This window comes from Delftia sp. WY8 (genome assembly GCF_018437695.1).
GTDB lineage: Bacteria > Pseudomonadota > Gammaproteobacteria > Burkholderiales > Burkholderiaceae_C > Comamonas > Comamonas tsuruhatensis.
In genome coordinates this window covers 2470127-2487972 of sequence record NZ_CP049795.1, presented here as the reverse complement: position 1 = coordinate 2487972, position 17846 = coordinate 2470127, and the positions used below count along the sequence as shown (strand labels likewise).

The window sequence follows — 17846 nt, the reverse complement described above, 5'->3', positions numbered from 1 at the left end:
GGCCATCCGCGAACGGGGCCCTTCAGTCCCGCTCTGATGGGGTGGCTGCATCTGCGCGAAGTGGTGGTGGAACGGATGTAAGCTCGCGGCAAGCCTGCGGGCGGGTGCTGCCCCAGGTGAACAAGATCAACGCATTCCACGCACCACAAGGAGACATTTCATGAAGCAACCCCCTTCCAGGCAACGCCTGCCTGCATGGCAGTGGATCGGCCTTGCGGCCGCCACGCCGCTGTTCCTCGCATCGTGCGGTGGTGGTGGCAATGGCGGATCGGGCCAGGACGACCTGGCGGCCTGCGCCATCACCTCGGGCGATGGCAGCGTGGTCGTGGGCTCGGGCCTGCCCGGTGATCCGGCCGCACCCGAACCCTCGTCGGGCTACCGCCTCGGCAAGAAGGCCCTGCACACCTCCAAGTACATGGTGGTCACGGCCAACCCGCTGGCGTCCAAGGCCGGTTGCGAGGTGCTCAAGTCCGGTGGCTCGGCCGTGGATGCGGCCGTGGCCGTGCAGATGGTGCTGGGCCTGGTGGAGCCGCAGTCCAGCGGCATTGGCGGTGGCGCCTTCATGCTCTACCGCGATGCGGCCACGGGCAAGGTCGTGGCCTATGACGGCCGCGAGACCGCGCCGGCTGCCGCCACGGAAAACTACCTGCGCTACGTGGACGATGCCACCGACCAGACCGCGCCCAAGCCTTCGGCGCGCTCCAGCGGCCGCTCCATCGGCACGCCGGGCGTGGTGCGCATGCTGGAACTCGCGCACAAGGACTACGGCAAGACCGCGTGGCCCCAGCTGTTCAATTCGGGCATCGACCTGGCCAGCAAGGGCTTTCCCATCAGCGGCCGCATGGCCGCCGCGCTGGAGGGCTCCAAGACGGAGCTGGCGCGCGATGCCGATGCCGCCAAGCTGTACTTCGATGCCCAGGGCAAGCCGCTGGCGCTGGGCGCCAAGTTCGTCAACCAGCCCTATGCCGACACGCTGCGCAGCATCGCCACGGGCGGTGCCGATGCCTTCTACCGTGGCGACCTGGCCCAGGCCATCGTCAGCAAGGTGGGCGTGACGCAGACCGTCTCGGACGGTGCGCCCATCACCCCCGGCAAGACCACGCTGCAGGATCTGGCCAGCTACGAGGCCAAGCGCCGCGAGGCCGTCTGCACCACCTACCGCGCGCGCTACATGGTCTGCAGCATGCCGCCGCCGTCGTCGGGCGGCATCGCCGTGGCACAGGCCATGGGCATTCTGGAGAACTTCGACCTCAAGGCCTATGCGCCCACGGCCATCGATGGCGAGGGCGGCAAGCCTTCGGTGATGGGCGTGCACCTGGTCAGCGAAGCCCTGCGCCTGGCCTATGCCGACCGTGACAAGTACGTGGCCGACACCGACTTCGTGTCCCTGCCCGGCGGCTCGCCGGCCCTGATGCTGGACAAGAGCTACCTGCGCCAGCGCGCCGCCCTCATCTCCACGACCAAGAGCATGGGCACGGCCCAGGCAGGCAACTTCGGCACGCCTTCGCAGGGCGTGGTCGATGTCAAGGAGGCCGGCACCACGCACATGAGCATCGTCGATGCCAAGGGCAACGCGCTGAGCATGACGACCACGGTGGAGTCCAGCATGGGGTCCTTTCACGTCACGCGCGGCTTCGTGCTCAACAACCAGCTGACCGACTTCGCGGCCATCCCCAGCACCGCCGACGGCCCGGTCGCCAACCGCGTGCAGCCGGGCAAGCGCCCGCGCAGCTCCATGGCGCCCACGCTGGTGTTCGACCTGAAGACCGACGGCACCGCCGGCGACTTCAAGATGGCCACGGGCTCGCCGGGCGGCAGCACCATCATCCAGTACGTGACCAAGACCCTGGTCGGCGCGCTGGACTGGGGTCTGGATGCGCAGCAGGCCACGTCGATGGTGGACTTCGGCGCGGCCAACAGCCCGACCACCAACGTGGGCGGCGAGCACCCCAACATCAACACGGCCAATGGCGGCAACGACGATCCGCTGGTCAGCGGCCTGCGTGCCCTGGGCCATGTGGTGTCCATCAGTGCGCAGTCCAGCGGTATTGGCACCATCTTGCGGGTGCAGCGCAATGGGCAGGCGCAGCTGGAAGGTGGGGCTGATCCGCGCCGTGAAGGGCTTGTTCTGGGCGATACCGTTCGCTGATTTCGGTCTGATGATTGACTGAGGAAGGCGCTGCTGGCGGGATGCTGGTGGCGCCTTTTTTGCTGGTTTGCTGGTGGGTCTTTTTTTGACCCTGCCGGGTGGTTGTTTTTCGAGGCCGGGGTTCGGCCCGGCGGCCGACCCGCTTTCTTGTCGCGCGACAAGAAAGCGGGGCAAAGAAGCGCGCCCCAAACTGCCCACGACCCTTCGCTTCGCTGCGGGCGACCTGCGTTGGGCGGGATGCGGGGTGTGCCGCAGAACTCACTCCTTGCGCCTGCGGCGCAATCCGTTCAAACAACTGCGGCAAGCTAGACAACGAAGCAGCCCTGTCCTTCGGCAGGGCTGCCACCCCGCATCCCGCCCAACGCAGGCGTGGGCAGAAGGGGGAGGCTGGGGAACAGCCAACAGCCAACAGCCAACAGCCAACAGCCAACAGCCGGCGCCATCGCTCCGCTCGGCTTCAAACCGGGGCCGAGCGAAGCGAAGGCCCGCACCACCTCCCGTATGTCAGCGCCTGCGGCGTGGTGGTTGCGGGGTTGCAGTCCTGCCGAAGGACAGGACTGCTTCGTGACCTGACTCGCTGCGGTTGTCTGAGCGGCGCGCGAAGCGCAAAGCGAGTTCCGCAGCGAACCCCGCAACCGCCACGACGCAGGTTGCCCCGGAGCGAAGCGCAGGGGTCGCGGGCATTTGGGCGCGTTTCTTTGCCTACTTTCTTATCGCGTGATAAGAAAGTAGGTCGGCCGCCGGGCCGAAACCCGGCCTCGAAAAACAACCACCCGGCAGGGACAAAAAAGCATCCCTGAATGGCAGTCACTCTGAGGGCACACGCCCCATGACTGTCGCCTCAAAGACATGCCCCACCCACCCCAATGCGCAAAAAGACACCCCACCACCCCCCGCAAACCAAGCAACCACGCCACCCCCTGCTATAGAGCCATCAGTCCCGCACCCACGCTGCGCGTTTTCCCCAGACGCACCAACGCTACGGGCTTGCCCGAATCCATGGTTGGCATGCATCCATCTAAATTGAACAGCAGCAAGTTCGATGGTCGTGAGCCTCTGAGGAAGATGGAAATGCAAAGACGAGTGTTTGGCGCATGGATGTGCGCATCGGTCCTGATGACGGGCGCAGCATGGGCGCAGGACAGCTATCCCAGCCGCCCCATCAGTCTGGTCGTGCCCTACGGCGCGGGCGGCGTGACCGACGTGGTGGCGCGTGCGCTGGCACAGGGCATGGGCAAGCAGCTGGGGCAGACCGTGGTGATCGAGAACAAGCCCGGCGCGGGCGCGTCCATGGGCGTGATGGACATGCGATCGGCCAAGCCGGACGGCTACCGCCTGACGCTGGCGCCCGTGAGCATCTTCCGCCAGCCGCACATCCAGAAGGTGCAGTACGACCCGGTGCGCGATCTCAGCTACATCGCCACCTACATGACCTATGACTTCGTGCTGGCCGTGCCCCAGGACTCGCCGTTCAAGACGGTGCAGGACCTGGTCGAGTTCGCCAAGAAGAATCCGGGCGCCGTGGACTACGGCACGCCGGGCAAGTTCACGGCCAACCACGTGGTGATGGCGCTGCTGGAGCAGGCCACGGGCGCACGCTTCACGCATGCGCCCTTCAAGGGCGATGCCGAGGCGCTGAACTCGCTGATGGCCGGCCACATCAAGTCCGGCGTGTACGCCAACACGGTGCTGCCGTACCTGAGCTCGGGCAAGCTGCGCGCGCTGGCCTCGGCCTCCGAGGTGCGGCCCGAGGCCTTTGCCAACGTGCCCACGTTCCGCGAGGCCGGTTATGCCTTCGATGTGCCCTCGCCCTTGGGCATTGCCGGGCCGCGCGGCCTGCCGCCCGAGATCGTGCGCAAGCTCGAAGCCGCCATCAAGGCCGCCATGGACGACCCGGCCTTCCGCCAGGTCGTCGGCAACTACGGCGTGCGCACGCAGTTCCGCGGCAGCCAGGAGTACACGGCGTTCGCCAGGAAGGCGTTCGAGGACGAGAAGAAGATCGTGCAGAACATAGGCCTGGAGGATTGAGGCCGCTACGCGGGCGGCAGCCCGGCCATGGCCCGCAGGTCCACCAGCCGGTCGTACTCGGCCGCCGTGATCAGCCCCAGCTCCACGGCTGCCTCGCGCGGCGCAATGCCGCGTGCCATGGCCTCGCGCGTGATGCGGGCCACGGCGTCATAGCCCAGCACCGGGTTGAGCGCGGTGGCCTGCAGCAGCGAGTGGCTGACCTGCTGCTCCAGCCGCTCCGTGTGTGCCTGCAGGCCTGCCACCAGCTTCTCGGCAAACACGCGGCTGGCGTCGCCCAGCGCGCGCATGGCGCGCAGCAGGTGGTGGATCAGCACGGGCTTGGCCACGTTGAGCTCGAAGTGCCCGGCCGAGCCCGCCAGCGTGACGGTGAGGTGGTGGCCCATGGCCTGGTAGGCGGCCTGCACCACGACCTCGGCCACGGTCGGGTTGCGCTTGCCCGGCATGATGGAGGAGCTCAGCCCATCGTCGGGAAACACCAGCTCCCCCAGGCCGCAGCGCGGGCCTGAGCCCAGCAGGCGGATGTCGTTGGCCATCTTGGCCAGCGAACCGGCCACCACATTGAGTGCGCCCGAGACCTCGATGAGCGCATCGTGCGCGGCCATGCCTTCGAACTTGCAGGGATTGGGCGTGACCGCCAGGCCCGTGAGCGCCTGTATCTCCTCGCAGAAGATCCGGTCGAATCCGGCCGGCGCGTTGAGCCCCGTGCCGGCCGCAGTGCCGCCCTGGGCCAGGCTCCACAGCCGGGGCTGGGTGTCCCGCAGCCGGTGGATGCCGTGGCCCACCTGGTGGGCGAATGTCTCGAAGCTCTGGCCCAGCGTCATGGGCACGGCGTCCATCAGGTGCGTGCGCGCCACCTTGAGCACGCCGGCAAAGGCCAGGGCGCGTTCCTGCAGGCGCTGCTGCAGCTGTTCCAGGGCGGGCAGCAGGTGGTCGCGCAGCTCCAGCGCCGTGGCCAGGTGCATCACCGTGGGAAAGCTGTCGTTGGACGACTGCGAGGCATTGGCATGGTCGTTGGGGTGGACCGGGCTGCGCGTGCCCGGGGGCTGGCCCAGCATCTGGTTGGCGCGGTTGGCGATGACCTCGTTGGCATTCATGTTGGTCTGCGTGCCCGAGCCCGTCTGCCAGATGGTCAGCGGGAAATGCGCGTCCAGCAGGCCGTCGCGCAGTTCGGCGGCTGCGGCCTCGATCACCGCGCCGCGCTGGTCGTCCAGCACGCCCAGGCGCCGGTTGGCGCGCGCTGCCGCCAGCTTCTGCAGCCCGAATGCGCGGTACAGGCCCTGCGGAAAGCGCTCCTCGCCAATGGTGAACAGCTCCAGCGCGCGCTGGGTCTGCGCGCCCCAGAGGCGGTCGGCAGGGATGTGGACGGGGCCGAAGGCATCGTGCTCGATGCGGGTATGAGCTTGGGTCTGTGCCTGGGCCTGGGTGCGTGTCTGGTCCATGGGCTCAGTCCAGCGAGATCTTCGCGTCGGCTGCCACCTTGCGCCAGCGCTCCACCTCGGCGGCCGTGTGGCGTGCCAGGGCTTCGGGCGCGTATTGATCTGCGGGCAGCAGGCGTATGCCCTGGGCGGCCATCCTGTCGGTCCAGGCCTTGTCGGCCAGGGCCTTGGTATAGGCCTGGTAGACCTTTTGCACCACGTCGCGCGGCGTGCCCTTGGGCGCGTAGATGCCGTACCAGGTGGCGGTCTCGAAGCCCGGCAGCAGCTTCTGGCCCAGCGCGGCCGCGCCCGGGAACTGGGGCATGGGCTTGTCCGAGGTGAGGGCGATGGCGCGGATGCGCTCGCCGGCCAGCTGGGGCAGGGCGGTGTTGGTCTGGTCGAACATGGCATCGACCTGGCCCGAGATCACATCGGTCATGGCCGGTGCCGCGCCCTTGTAGGCCACCTGGGTGATCTCCATCTGCGCGCGGCTGGCGAACAGCGCTGCCACCAGGTGCGAGGTCGATCCCACGCCCGCGTTGCCGAAGTTCAGCCGGCCCGGGTTCTGCTCGCCGAAGGCCACCAGCTCCTCGGCCGTCTTGTACGGGGAGTTCTTGCCCACCAGAAGCACCAGCGGCGTGTCGGGGAAGCGGAACACCGCCTCGAAGTCCTTGACCGGGTCATAGGCCAGCTTCTTGTACAGCGACGGCGCCGCGCCCATGTAGCCCATGTGGCCGACCAGGAAGCTGTAGCCGTCGGGCGCCGAGCGCGCCGCCTTGGCCGCGCCGATGGTGCCGCCCGCACCCGGAACGTTCTCGATGATGATCTGCTGGCCCAGCTGGGTGCTGGTGCGCTGGGCGATGTCGCGCGCCATGGCGTCCGTGGGGCCGCCGGCCGCGAAGGGCACGATCCAGGTCAGCGGCTTGGCGGGGTAGCCGCCCTGGGCGTGCGCGGCCAGGGCGAAGGTGGTGGCGGCCAGGGCAAGGGCCAGGCGTGGCAGGCGGGGAAGATGGAAAGGCATGGTGTTGTCTCCTGTAGTGCTGTGTTCTGTCCTGGGCCGGGATGTCAGCGGCCGCTGGCTGTATGGGCGCGCGACAGCGCAAGGGCGCGGTCCACCATCTGCTGGGCCTCGCCCAGGTAGTTGCGCGGGTCGGTGAGGCGCTGCAGCGCCGCGCGGTCGAAATGGGCCGTGACTTCGGGCAGGCGGGCCAGCGCATCGGCCAGCGTGCCGCCCTCGGCGTTGACGCTGCGGCAGGCGGCATAGACGATGTCGTGCGCCTGCTGGCGGCCCGTGTGCGGGGCCAGGCCCATCATCACGGCCTCGGCCACGATCAGACCGTCGGTCATGTCCAGGTTGCGGGCCATGCGTTCGGGATCGACGATGAGGCCGCCGAGCATGAAGCGCGCCTGGTGCAGGGCGCCGGCCGAGAGCACGAAGCTCTCGGGCAGGGCCACCCATTCGGCGTGCCAGGGGCCGGTGGCGCGCTCCAGGTCCTGGACCATGGCGTCCAGCATCAGGCCCGCATGCTGGCGCACGGCCTTGGAGGCGGCCAGCATCAGCTCGCTGGAGATGGCGTTGCGCTTTTGCGGCATGGTGCTGCTGGCGCCGCGCCCCGTGACGAAGGGCTCGAACACCTCGCCGAACTCGGTGGAGGACAGCAGCATCACGTCGTAGGCGATCTTGCCCAGCGAGCCGGTGACCAGGGCCAGGAAATTCACGGCCTCGGCCAGGCCGTCGCGCGCCACATGCCAGGTGGTGGCGGGCACGCCCAGGCCCAGTTCTTCCATCAGCAATTGCTGCACTTCCAGGCCCCGGCCGCTCAGCGAGGCCAGCGTGCCTGCCGCCCCCGCGAACTGGCCCACCAGCACGCGCGGGCGCAGTTCCTGCAGGCGCTGGGCATGGCGGTCGAACATGGCCAGCCAGATGGCGGCCTTGTAGCCGAAGGTGATGGGCAGGGCGTGCTGCAGGTGCGTGCGGCCGGCCATGGGCGTGTCGCGGTGGCGTTCTGCCAGGTCGGCCAGGATGGTGCGCAGCGCGGCGATGTCGGCATCGACCAGGTCCAGCGCATCGCGCACCTGCAGCACGGTGGCGGTGTCCATGATGTCCTGGGTGGTGGCGCCCCAGTGGATGTAGCGGCCTGCGTCGCCGCACTGTTTCACCAGCTGGTGCACCAGCGGCAGGATGGGGTAGCCGACAATGTCGGTTTCCTTGCGCAGCAGCTCGAAGTCCAGCGCTTCGAGGCTGCAGCGCTGCGCGATCTCGTGTGCGGCCTCGGCCGGAATCACGCCGCAGCGGCCCTGGGCGCGTGCCAGCGCGACCTCGACCTCGATGTAGCGCGACACCAGCGCGCTGTCGGCGAAGATGGCGCGCATGGCGGGGGTGCCGAAGGCGTCGCGGAACAGCAGCGAATCGATGGCGGTGCTGGAGGTGAAGGACGGAAGGGTCATGGTGCGCAATTGCGATTAAGTTCGGACATATCGATATTTTTATTTATGTACGTACATTACGAACATCCGGGTTTGCCTGGGGTGAGGGCCTGCGCCCATGGCTGAGACACGCTATGCCCAGGTGGCGCGCGACCTGTCCGAGCGCATTGCCTCGGGCGAATACGCCGTGGGCGCCCTGCTGCCCACCGAGCTGGAGCTGTGCGACCGCTATGGCGTGAGCCGCCACACCGTGCGTGCGGCGATTGCCGAGCTGCAGCAGTCGGGGCTGGTATCGCGGCGCAAGAAGGTGGGCACGCGCGTGGAGGCGGCGCAGCCCCATGCGCACTACCGCCAGGCGCTGACCTCGCTGGAGGACCTGGTGCAGTTCGGCGCCACCCATGTGCGCGAAGTGCGGCGCATCGAAGAGGTGGTGCTGGACCAGGACCTGGCCGCCGAGCTGGACTGCCCGGCCGGCAGCCGCTGGCTGGCCATCTGCAGCCTGCGCCGCGACGGCGCCGCGCCACACCTGCCCATTGCCTGGACCGTGGTCTATGTGGATGCGCAGCGCTTTGACACGCAGGAACTGGCCCAGCGCGTGCGCGCCGCGCCCGAGATGCTGGTCAGCAGCCTGCTGGAGCAGCAATACGGCCTGCGCATCGCGCGGGTGCGGCAGGCCGTGGTGGGGGCGCTCATTCCCGAGGCGCTGTCGGAGGAATTGCAGGCCCCGGCCGGGTCAGCGGCGCTGAAGATCGTGCGCCGCTACCTGGATACCGATGGGGAGTTGATGGACCTCAGCGTGACCTTGCACCCTGCCAGCCGCTACACATTGCATACGCAGCTGGACCGGGATCTGGCGAGCGTCTAGCCGTTGGCGTTGGCAGCTTCCGAGCCCTGCTCTGCGAGGAAGCCGCCGCTCTGGTGCGACCACAGCTTGGCGTAGATGCCGCCCAGCTCCAGCAGTTGCTGGTGCGTGCCCTGCTCGACGATCTGGCCCTGGTCCATGACGATGAGCCGGTCCATGGCCGCGATGGTCGACAGGCGGTGGGCGATGGCGATCACGGTCTTGCCGTGCATGAGGCTGTCCAGGCTTTGCTGGATGGCGGCCTCGACCTCGCTGTCCAGCGCGCTGGTGGCCTCGTCCAGCAGCAGGATGGGCGCGTCCTTGAGCATCACGCGCGCAATCGCCACGCGCTGGCGCTGGCCACCCGACAGCTTGACGCCGCGCTCGCCCACCTGGGCGTCGTAGCCGCTGCGGCCCTTGAGGTCGGTCAGCGTGGCGATGAAGTCCGAGGCCTCGGCCTTGTCCGCGGCGGCCAGCATCTCCTGCTCGGTCGCATCGGGGCGGCCGTAGAGGATGTTGTCGCGCATGGAGCGGTGCAGCAGCGAGGTGTCCTGCGTCACCATGCCCACGGCGCCGCGCAGGCTGTCCTGCGTGACGGTGCGGATATCCTGCCCGTCGATGGTGATGCGCCCGCCCTGGGGTTCATGGAAGCGCAGCAGCAGGTTCACCAGCGTGGACTTGCCCGCGCCCGAGCGGCCGATCAGGCCGATGCGCTCGCCCGCGCGAATGTGCAGGTTCAGGTGGTCGATCACCTGCTTGCCGCCGTCCTTGTAGGCAAAGCTCAGGTCCTCGAAGGCGATGGCGCCGTGCGTGACCTGCAGCGGCCTGGCGTCGGGCGCATCCACGATGGTGCGCGGCTTGGTCAGCGTGAGGATGCCGTCCTGGATGGTGCCCACGTTCTCGAACAGGCCCGTCATCTGCCACATCACCCAGTGCGAATAGCCCATCAGCCGCAGCGCCATGGCAATCACCGCTGCCACCACGCCCGCGCTGGCCTGGCCGGCAGACCACAAGTACAGCGCCGTGCCCGTGGAGCCCACCAGCAGCATCGTGATCATCAAGTGGTTGGTGATCTCGAACAGGCTGACCAGCCGCATCTGCGCATAGCCGGTGGACTTGAAGGCGTCCATGGCGTTGCGCGCGTACTCGGCCTCGCGGCGCGTGTGGGCGAACAGCTTGACGGTGGCGATGTTGGTATAGGCATCGGTCACGCGGCCCGTCATCATGGAGCGCGCGTCGGCCTGCTCCTTGCCGATCTTGCCCAGGCGCGGGACAAAGTAGAAGCAGGCGCCGATATAGGCCAGCAGCCACAGCGCGAACGGAATCATCAGCCGCCACTCGAAGCTGGCCGCCAGCACCAGGATGCCGATCATGTAGACGCTCACGCCCACCAGCACATCGACCACCATGAACACCACTTCGCGCACCGACAGCGCCGTCTGCATGATCTTGGTGGTGATGCGGCCCGCGAACTCGTCCGCATAGAACGACATGCTCTGGCCCAGCATCAGCCGGTGGAACACCCAGCGCAGGCGCATGGGGAAATTGATGGCCAGCACCTGGTGCATCACTGCCGTGTGAAAGGCCAGCAGCAGCACGCTGGACAAGAGGATGGCGGCAATGCCCCAGACCGTGCCGCGCTGCTGCTCCCAGAAGCCTGCCGGCGACACGGTGGAAAGCCAGTCCACCACATGGCCCATCAGGGCGAACAGCGCCGCCTCGTAGACGGCCAGCAGCGCCGAGGTGCAGGTCAGCAGCGCGATCCAGCCGCGCATGCCTTGCGTGCAGGCCCAGATGAAGGCAAAAAAGCCCTTGGGCGGGACCGTGGGCTCGACGCTGGGATAGGGCGGGACGCGTTTTTCAAAGAAACCGAACAAGATTTTTGTACTCCTTGGTCAGACCATCGTAGGCCAGAGTCGGGTTTGCCCGATGCGCGTTCAGCATGACCTTTGGGCGCAACATGTTTTGTAAGAGATCTCCACACAACTGTCATACGCGTGGGTTCGCGCCCGGATTTCAGTGCAGGGGGAACACCGCGCCGTGGGGAAGATTGTCCGCGTCCGGGGCCGCTTCGTTGTGCGCGAATGGGGAATGCAGCATGCCGCTGGCGGCAACAAAAAAGGCCTCTTGCGAGGCCTTGTGTTTCATGCCGCAGTGCAGTGCACTGCAGCGGGCGGGGCTTGCCGCCGGTCAGGCAGGCAGAAAGCCTTCCACCGACAGGTAGCGCTCGCCCGTGTCGTAGTTGAAGCCCAGCACCTTGGCGCCTGCGGGCAGCTCGGGCAGCTTTTGCGCGATGGCGGCCAGCGTGGCGCCCGAGGAGATGCCTACCAGGATGCCTTCCTCGCGGGCCGAGCGGCGTGCGTACTCGCGCGCGGGTTCAGCCTCGACCTGGATCACGCCGTCCAGCAGGCTGGTGTCCAGGTTCTTGGGCACGAAGCCTGCGCCAATGCCCTGGATGGGGTGGGGCGAGGGCTGGCCGCCCGAGATCACGGGCGAGGCGGCAGGCTCCACGGCAAAGACCTTGAGCTGGGGGAACCTGGCCTTGAGCACCTTGGCCACGCCGGTCAGGTGGCCGCCCGTGCCCACGCCGGTGATCAGCACATCCAGGCCTTCGGGGAAGTCGGCCAGGATTTCCTGGGCCGTGGTGCGCACATGCACGTCGATGTTGGCGGGGTTCTCGAACTGCTGGGGAATCCAGGCGCCGGGCGTCTGGCTGGCCAGTTCCTGGGCGCGGGCGATGGCGCCCTTCATGCCCTTTTCCTTGGGCGTGAGGTCGAAGCTGGCGCCGTAGGCCAGCATCAGGCGGCGGCGCTCGATGCTCATGCTCTCGGGCATGACCAGCACCAGCTTGTAGCCCTTGACGGCGGCCACCAGGGCCAGGCCCACGCCGGTGTTGCCGCTGGTGGGCTCGATGATGGTGCCGCCGGGCTGCAGGGCGCCGGACTTCTCGGCGTCCTCGACCATGGCCAGGGCGATGCGGTCCTTGATGGAGCCGCCGGGGTTGCCGCGCTCGGACTTGATCCACACATTGGCACCGGCGCCGAACAGGCGGTTGATGCGCACATGGGGCGTGTTGCCAATCGTTTGCAGGATGTTGTCAGCTCTCATCGGACCTCCGCGATTTTGGGGTGGTGGTTGGACAGTCGGGGGTGGTGCGCAGACGCTGCGCGAAAACCAGGCATTCATTGTGCACGCAGCTGTTCTATGCATGGGCTATATCGATATGGCCTGGACGGCTAACATCGCCGCATGAATCTACGGTTCCTGGAAACCTTTGTCTTGCTGGCCGAGCTGCGCAATTTCCGCATGACGGCCGAGCGGCTGTACACCACGCAGGCCGCCGTCTCCAGCCGCATCGCCACGCTGGAGCAGGAGTTCGGCGTGCGCCTGTTCGACCGCGGCGTGCGCGAGGTCACGCTCACGGCCGACGGCGCCAAGGCCCTGGTCCATGCCGAGCGCATGCTGCGCCTCATGCGCGAGATGCGCGAGGACATGCTGGACAAGCAGGCCTATGCGGGCGTGATCCGCATCGGCGCCATCGAGTCCATCGTGCACAGCTGGTTCCCCGATTTCCTGGCGCTGCTGCAGCAGCGCTATCCGCGCCTGCAGGTGGAGATTGCCTGCGACACCACGCTGCACATGTCCGACCAATTGGTGAAGGGGCAGCTGGACCTGTCGCTGCAGGCCAAGCCCGTGACGGCGGCCGGCGTGGGCCATCTGTCGCTGGGTGAATTTCCCATGGCCTGGGTGGGCAGCCCCAAGCTGGGCATCGGCGACGAGACCCTGAGCCTGGCCGAGCTGGCGGCCTTTCCCATCATGTGCTTTGCGCGCGGCTCCGAGCCCTATGCGGTGATCGAGCAGTTGTTCTCCACTGAAAGCAGCGCCTCGGTGCACCTGAACTGCATTGCCTCGGTGGCCACCATGATCCGCGTGGTCTGCGACGGCCTGGGCGTGGCCGCCGTGCCGCCGGCCATCATCCAGCGCGAGCTGGCCGAGCAGCGCCTGCGCCTGCTGCGCGTGGACCGTGAGTTCCCCTCGCTGCCGCTGGTGGCCTGCTACCGCAATGACCACCAGAACCCGCTGACCGAAGTGGTGGCGCGCGCGGCCGAGGAGACCGCCGCCGCCTTTGCGCTGAACCACGGCCAGGCCGTGGCGCGGCTGCCGGGCAGCGGCCTGGGCGGCTAGGCCCGAGGCCGTCTGGTCGATCAGCCCTGCGCCGAAGCCAGCAGCTGCTCCACGGCCAGGGCCACGGACAGCAGTCGCCGGTCCTGCCCGCCGAGGCCGGCCAGGCTCAGGCCCACGGGTGCCTCGCCTGCGCGGTGGCAGGGCAGGGAGATGGCGCAGCCGTCGAGGAAGTTGATCAGCGTGGGGTTGCGCAGGATCAGGCCGTTGGCGCCGAAGTAGGCCTCGTCGCTCTGCGTGAGGTCGGCGATCTTCGGGGCGACCACGGGCACGGTGGGCATGACGATCAGGTCATGGTCGGCCATCTGGGCGCTCACGGCGGCAATCCACTGCCTGCGGCGTGCCAGCAGGTCGATGTAGTCGGCCGCGCTGATGTCCTTGCCGCGCAGGATGCGCGTGCCCACGCGCGGGTCGTACTCGGACAGGCGCGTGGCGATGTGCTGGCGGTGCCAGGCCCAGGCCTCGGCGGCCGTGAAGCCGCCCTTGGAATTGATGTCGGCCAGCTCGCCGAAGGGCGCGACCACGGCATGGGTGATGTGGGCGCCCGCCTGCGACAGCCGGGCCAGCGTGCGCTCCCAGGCCGCGGCCACGGTGGCGTCCATGCCGTCCAGCACCACGTTGGTGGGTGCCAGCAGGCGCAGGCCCTGCAGCGGCGCGGCATGCAGCTCGCCCAGCGGCTCGCCGGAGAGGATGGCATCCAGCGTGGCGCAGCAGCGCACGCTGGGCGCCAGCGGGCCGATGGAGTCCAGGTTGGCCGACAGCGGCAGCACGCCTTCCATGCTCACGCGGCGCGCCGTGGGCTTGAAGCCCGTGAGCCCGCACAGCGCCGAAGGAATGCGCACCGAGCCGCCCGTGTCCGAGCCGATGGCCGCCATGGCCATGCCGTCGGTGACCGAGATGGCCGCGCCCGAGGACGAGCCGCCCGGGATGCGGCCGCCGTCCTCGTCACGCTGCCAGGGATTGCGCGGCGTGCCGTAGTGCGGGTTGATGCCCAGGCCCGAGTAGGCGAACTCGGTCATGTTGGTCGTGCCCACGATGACGGCGCCGGCCTGGCGCAGGCGCTGCACCACTTCGGCCGTGCGCTGCGCGGGCGGTGCGTCGGCCAGCAGGCGCGAGCCGCCCAGCGTGGGAAAGCCGGCGATGTCGAACAGGTCCTTGACCGAGACCGGCAGGCCCTCGATGGGCGAGCGCGCCAGGCCGGCCGCACGCAGCACGTCGCTGGCACGGGCCTCGGCCAGGGCCGCGCCCTGGAACACGCGCGTGAACACCTTGGGGCCTTCCCCCAACATGGTGCGGGCCAGGGCCTGCTCGGTCAGCTGCACCGAGGTGGTTTCGCCGCCATGCAGGCGCTGTGATGCCAGTTCCAGGCTGGGCAGGGGGAGGGCTTGGGTCATGTGGGAAGTCCTGTGGGTGAAGGCGGGCGTGGGCGGATCGGAGTCGCGGCTCAGGCCACGACGTCCAGCAGTTCGCTGCGGTAGCTGTGGCGGATGGAACGCTGGCTGCGGGGATCGTACAGCTCCATGGAGAACTGCGTCGAGGGGCGGATGCCGCCGATGGCGCCCACCGTGCCGCAGGTCATGCCGCAGCCTGCGGGCAGCAGATCCTTGCCGCCCGTGAAGCCTGCGATCAGGTCCTGGGGCGTGCGCAGGCTGGCCAGCGTGCCTTCCTGGTAGAGCACCTCGCGGCCGTCTTCCACGATCCACGAGCGCACGACCAGCTCATCCCAGTGGCCGGCCACGTCGGCAAAGCGCCAGGCCTGGGTGGCCACGGGCTTGACGCAGGCCTGCTTGGAAAAGGCCACGCTGTAGGCTTCCAGCTTGCGGTCCGTGTGGTCGGAGGCCAGGCTCACGAACATCTCGCCTTCGTGCGTGAACACGAAGACCTCGACCTCGCCCGAGGAGTCCGGGCCCAGCACCTGCAGCGCGCTGTGCTGGCTCAGCTGGTTGCTGGAGATGCGGTAGTACAGCGGCACGGCGCTGGGGCGCGGGATGCCGATGGCGGCCAGCTCCTCAATGTGGTGCTCGATGGCCTCGCGGTCGCGGCCGGCCCAGCCGGCGACGATGAGGGTGTCGAATTCAGGGGCGAAGGTCTGGCCTTCGGGGGTGGTGAACTGCAGTTGCATGGCAGGCGATCCAGGGGGAATTCGGGGCCGCGGGCCCCGGTGAGAAAACGCGGAAGTCAGGCTGTGGCGTGCGGAGGGCGTGGAGCGGCACCGCACGCGCAGGCCTCACTGCTTCCTGACGAAGAGCACGACCAGGAAGGCCGCCAGGAATTCGAGGGCTGCCACGAAGTACAGGCCTGAGGACAGCGATCCCGTGCTGGTCTTGAGCGCGCCGATCATGTAGGGCGCCACGAAGCCGGCCAGGTTGCCGATGGAGTTGATCAGCGCAATGCCGCCGGCCGCCGCCGTGCCGGCCAGGAAGGCGGCAGGAATCGACCAGAACACGGGAAAGGCCGCGAGGATGCCGATGGAGGCCAGCGTCAGCGCGCACAGGGCGAGCACGGCGTTGTGCAGGAACAGGCCCGTGAGGATCAGGCCCGCCGCCGCGATCAGTGCGGACAGGGCGCAGTGCATGCGGCGCTCGCCGGTCTTGTCCGAATGCATGCCGTTCCAGACCATGGCCAGCGTGCCGGCCAGGAAGGGAATGGCCGAGATCAGGCCGATCTGCAGCGTGTTCTGGATGCCGATCTCCTTGATGATGGACGGCGACCAGAACGCGATGGTGGCGTTGCCGCTGACGATGCAGAAATACACGGCGGCGCACAGCCACACGCGGTAGTTGCGGCAGGCATCCAGGAAGGACACATGCTTGTGGCCGCCCTGGTTCTCGGCCTCCACGGCGGCGGTCACGGCGCGCTGCTCGGCCGCGCTCAGCCACCTGGCGTTGGCGGGCTTTTCGGGCAGGTACAGCAGCACGAAGAAGCCGGCGATCACCGAGGGAATGCCTTCCAGGATGAACAGCCACTGCCAGTTGGACAGATGGCCCACGCCCTGCATGCCATTCATGATGGCGCCCGCAATCGGGCCGCCCACCGCGCCCGCAATGGCGAACGAGGTCATGAACAGGCCGTTGACGCGCGCCCGGTGGCGGGCCGGGAACCAGTAGGTCAGGTACAGCACCACGCCGGGGAAGAAGCCGGCCTCCACCACGCCCAGCACGAAGCGCAGCACGTAGAACATGGTGGGCGTGGTCACGTAGGCCATGGCCATGGAGGCCGCGCCCCACAGGATGGTGATGCGCGCCAGCGTCTTGCGCGCGCCGATCTTCTCCAGCAGCAGGTTGCTGGGCACTTCGAACAAAAAGTAGCCGATGAAGAAGATGCCTGCGCCCAGGCCGTAGATGGCCTCGCTGAACTGCAGGTCGTCCAGCATCTGCAGCTTGGCGAAACCGACGTTGACGCGGTCTATCCAGGCCAGGATGAAGAGCAGGACCAGAAAAGGGATCAGGCGCCAGGCGATCTTGCGGTAGGTGGCGTCCATGTCGAGGGACGCGGCCTCGCCGGCGCCTGTGCTCTGTGCGAGGGGGTGTGCGGCGGATGCCGGGCTGCTCATGGGGTGTCTCCTGTCTTCGAAAGTGCAGCGGGCACACGGGCCAGGCCGCTGGGACCGGGCCCGTGTGTCGTGGGAACCTCAGGCGTCTGGCGCTTGCAGCGGTTCCTTTGGCGGCAGTATCGAAAGGCAGGACAGGGCTGTCCAACAAGAAATTATGAGCAGGCCTGAATGCAAATTCTTATGGGCAGCAATGGTGCGGGCGCCGCACCGGCATGCGGCATGCGTGCACCATTTGCGCTCGGGAAAACCCTGATTTTTTCAGGCGGTGGCGGCGGCACGCGGTGCGCGCAAAGGCTGCTTCCACAGCTCGGCCAGCAGCAGGCCGCCGATGGTCAGCACGCCGCCCACGGCGTGGTAGGCCGCCAGGGGCTCGCCCAATGCCATGAAGGCGATCACGGCCGTGAAGATGGGCACGAGGTTGAAGAACATGCTGGAGCGGCCCGGCCCGATGCGCGCCACCGACATCATCCACAGCAGCGGCGCGGCGATGGAGGCCATGATGCCCGCAAAGCCCACCAGCGGCAGGTTGGCCGCGTTCAGCCCCGTGCGCGGCGCCATCAGGAACAGCGGCAGCTGCGCGATCACGGCCACCAGGATCTGCAGGTACAGCAGTTGCACCGTGGCCAGGCGCGGCATGGGCCAGCGCTTGAGCAGGATGTTGTAGACGGCATAGGCCAGCATGGCCACGAACATCAGCGCGTCACCGCCATTGAGGCCCTGGGTGAGCAAGGTGGCAGGCTGCCCCGAAGACACCACCAGGGCCACGCCCGCAATCGCCAGCACGCAGCCCAGCACGGCGCCCCGGCTCAGCGCCTGGCCCAGCATGGCGGTGGACAGGCCCAGCACCATCATGGGCGTGAGCGAGCCGATCAGGCCCATGTGCGTGGCCGATGTCATATGGGCCGCGTAGTAGGCCAGGCTCTGGTAGATCACCATGCCCAGCATCCCCAGCACGATGAGGCGCGGCAGCAGCGGCCGGATGTCGGCGCGCTGGCGCCAGATGGACGGCAAAAGGAAGGGCGTGAACAGCACGGCTGCCACCAGCCAGCGGTAGAAACCGATCTCGGCCGCGCCGATGCTGTCGGCCGCCATCTTGCTGACCACGGTATTGACCGACCAGATGAGCACGGCGATCAAAGGGAAAAGGTAAGACCCCATTGGAAGACTCCTAAGACTGGTCCTATGATCGTTCTGTCCGACTTGGAGTGCATCCCTGGTTTCGGACAATCGATAGCGCAACCCGGACCATCC

14 protein-coding genes are annotated in these 17846 nt (G+C 67.9%); 4 read left to right on the top strand and 10 right to left on the bottom strand.

Annotated features, from left to right (window positions below; translation table 11 throughout):
* Window positions 1-160 precede the first annotated feature (160 nt).
* Complete coding sequence (ggt, locus tag G4D77_RS11465) at window positions 161-2149, top strand: gamma-glutamyltransferase (RefSeq protein WP_017406720.1); 1989 nt, start codon at window positions 161-163, stop codon at window positions 2147-2149.
* Between the two features lie 1071 nt (window positions 2150-3220).
* Entirely contained in the window at window positions 3221-4177 is a 957-nt protein-coding gene (locus G4D77_RS11460) for a tripartite tricarboxylate transporter substrate binding protein (protein ID WP_016448063.1), read from the top strand.
* 5 nt (window positions 4178-4182) lie between these two features.
* Here G4D77_RS11460 and G4D77_RS11455 read toward each other — a convergent pair whose 3' ends face one another.
* The 3 genes from G4D77_RS11455 to pcaB are packed head-to-tail and all read right to left on the bottom strand — an operon-like array spanning window position 4183 to window position 8040.
* A complete protein-coding gene (locus G4D77_RS11455; RefSeq protein WP_154835700.1) occupies window positions 4183-5616 on the bottom strand; it encodes a class II fumarate hydratase in 1434 nt (477 codons plus the stop codon).
* Window positions 5617-5620: 4 nt separating this feature from the next.
* Entirely contained in the window at window positions 5621-6613 is a 993-nt protein-coding gene (locus G4D77_RS11450; RefSeq protein ID WP_154835698.1) for a tripartite tricarboxylate transporter substrate-binding protein, read from the bottom strand.
* Window positions 6614-6657: 44 nt separating this feature from the next.
* Window positions 6658-8040 (bottom strand): 3-carboxy-cis,cis-muconate cycloisomerase, encoded by a 1383-nt coding sequence (gene pcaB / locus G4D77_RS11445; RefSeq protein WP_154835696.1) that lies wholly within the window; start codon window positions 8038-8040, stop codon window positions 6658-6660.
* 97 nt (window positions 8041-8137) lie between these two features.
* Between pcaB and G4D77_RS11440 the strand changes: the two genes are divergently transcribed.
* On the top strand, window positions 8138-8884 hold the full coding sequence (locus G4D77_RS11440) for a GntR family transcriptional regulator (protein WP_154835694.1): 747 nt from the start codon (window positions 8138-8140) through the stop codon (window positions 8882-8884).
* On the opposite strand, the gene G4D77_RS11435 is transcribed toward G4D77_RS11440, so the two are convergent.
* The 3 genes from G4D77_RS11435 to cysK all read right to left on the bottom strand — a co-directional run bounded on the left by G4D77_RS11435 (window position 8881) and on the right by cysK (window position 11968).
* Window positions 8881-10737: an ABC transporter ATP-binding protein gene (locus G4D77_RS11435; protein WP_154835692.1), complete on the bottom strand. Its 1857-nt coding sequence runs from the start codon at window positions 10735-10737 to the stop codon at window positions 8881-8883. The genes G4D77_RS11440 and G4D77_RS11435 overlap by 4 nt on opposite strands.
* A gap of 139 nt (window positions 10738-10876) precedes the next feature.
* Window positions 10877-11008, bottom strand: a complete 132-nt coding sequence (locus tag G4D77_RS30990) for a hypothetical protein (protein ID WP_013804127.1) — start codon at window positions 11006-11008, stop codon at window positions 10877-10879.
* Between the two features lie 42 nt (window positions 11009-11050).
* Window positions 11051-11968: a cysteine synthase A gene (cysK, locus tag G4D77_RS11430; protein ID WP_013804126.1), complete on the bottom strand. Its 918-nt coding sequence runs from the start codon at window positions 11966-11968 to the stop codon at window positions 11051-11053.
* Window positions 11969-12109: 141 nt separating this feature from the next.
* Here cysK and G4D77_RS11425 point away from each other — a divergent pair, with 141 nt between their 5' ends.
* The gene (locus G4D77_RS11425; RefSeq protein WP_017406934.1) at window positions 12110-13045 is read left to right on the top strand and encodes a LysR family transcriptional regulator; all 936 of its coding nucleotides are present in this window, start codon (window positions 12110-12112) and stop codon (window positions 13043-13045) included.
* Window positions 13046-13065: 20 nt separating this feature from the next.
* On the opposite strand, the gene G4D77_RS11420 is transcribed toward G4D77_RS11425, so the two are convergent.
* The 4 genes from G4D77_RS11420 to G4D77_RS11405 all read right to left on the bottom strand — a co-directional run bounded on the left by G4D77_RS11420 (window position 13066) and on the right by G4D77_RS11405 (window position 17753).
* Window positions 13066-14436 (bottom strand): amidase, encoded by a 1371-nt coding sequence (locus tag G4D77_RS11420; RefSeq protein WP_154835690.1) that lies wholly within the window; start codon window positions 14434-14436, stop codon window positions 13066-13068.
* Window positions 14437-14486: 50 nt separating this feature from the next.
* Window positions 14487-15164 carry a DUF2848 domain-containing protein gene (locus G4D77_RS11415; RefSeq protein WP_043822013.1) on the bottom strand — a complete coding sequence of 226 codons (678 nt, stop codon included), beginning with the start codon at window positions 15162-15164 and terminating at the stop codon, window positions 14487-14489.
* 105 nt (window positions 15165-15269) lie between these two features.
* Window positions 15270-16595, bottom strand: coding sequence for an MFS transporter (locus G4D77_RS11410; RefSeq protein WP_016448052.1), 1326 nt, complete (start codon window positions 16593-16595; stop codon window positions 15270-15272).
* A 258-nt stretch (window positions 16596-16853) separates the two neighbouring features.
* Complete coding sequence (locus G4D77_RS11405) at window positions 16854-17753, bottom strand: DMT family transporter (RefSeq protein ID WP_046241200.1); 900 nt, start codon at window positions 17751-17753, stop codon at window positions 16854-16856.
* Between the last annotated feature and the right edge of the window lie 93 nt (window positions 17754-17846).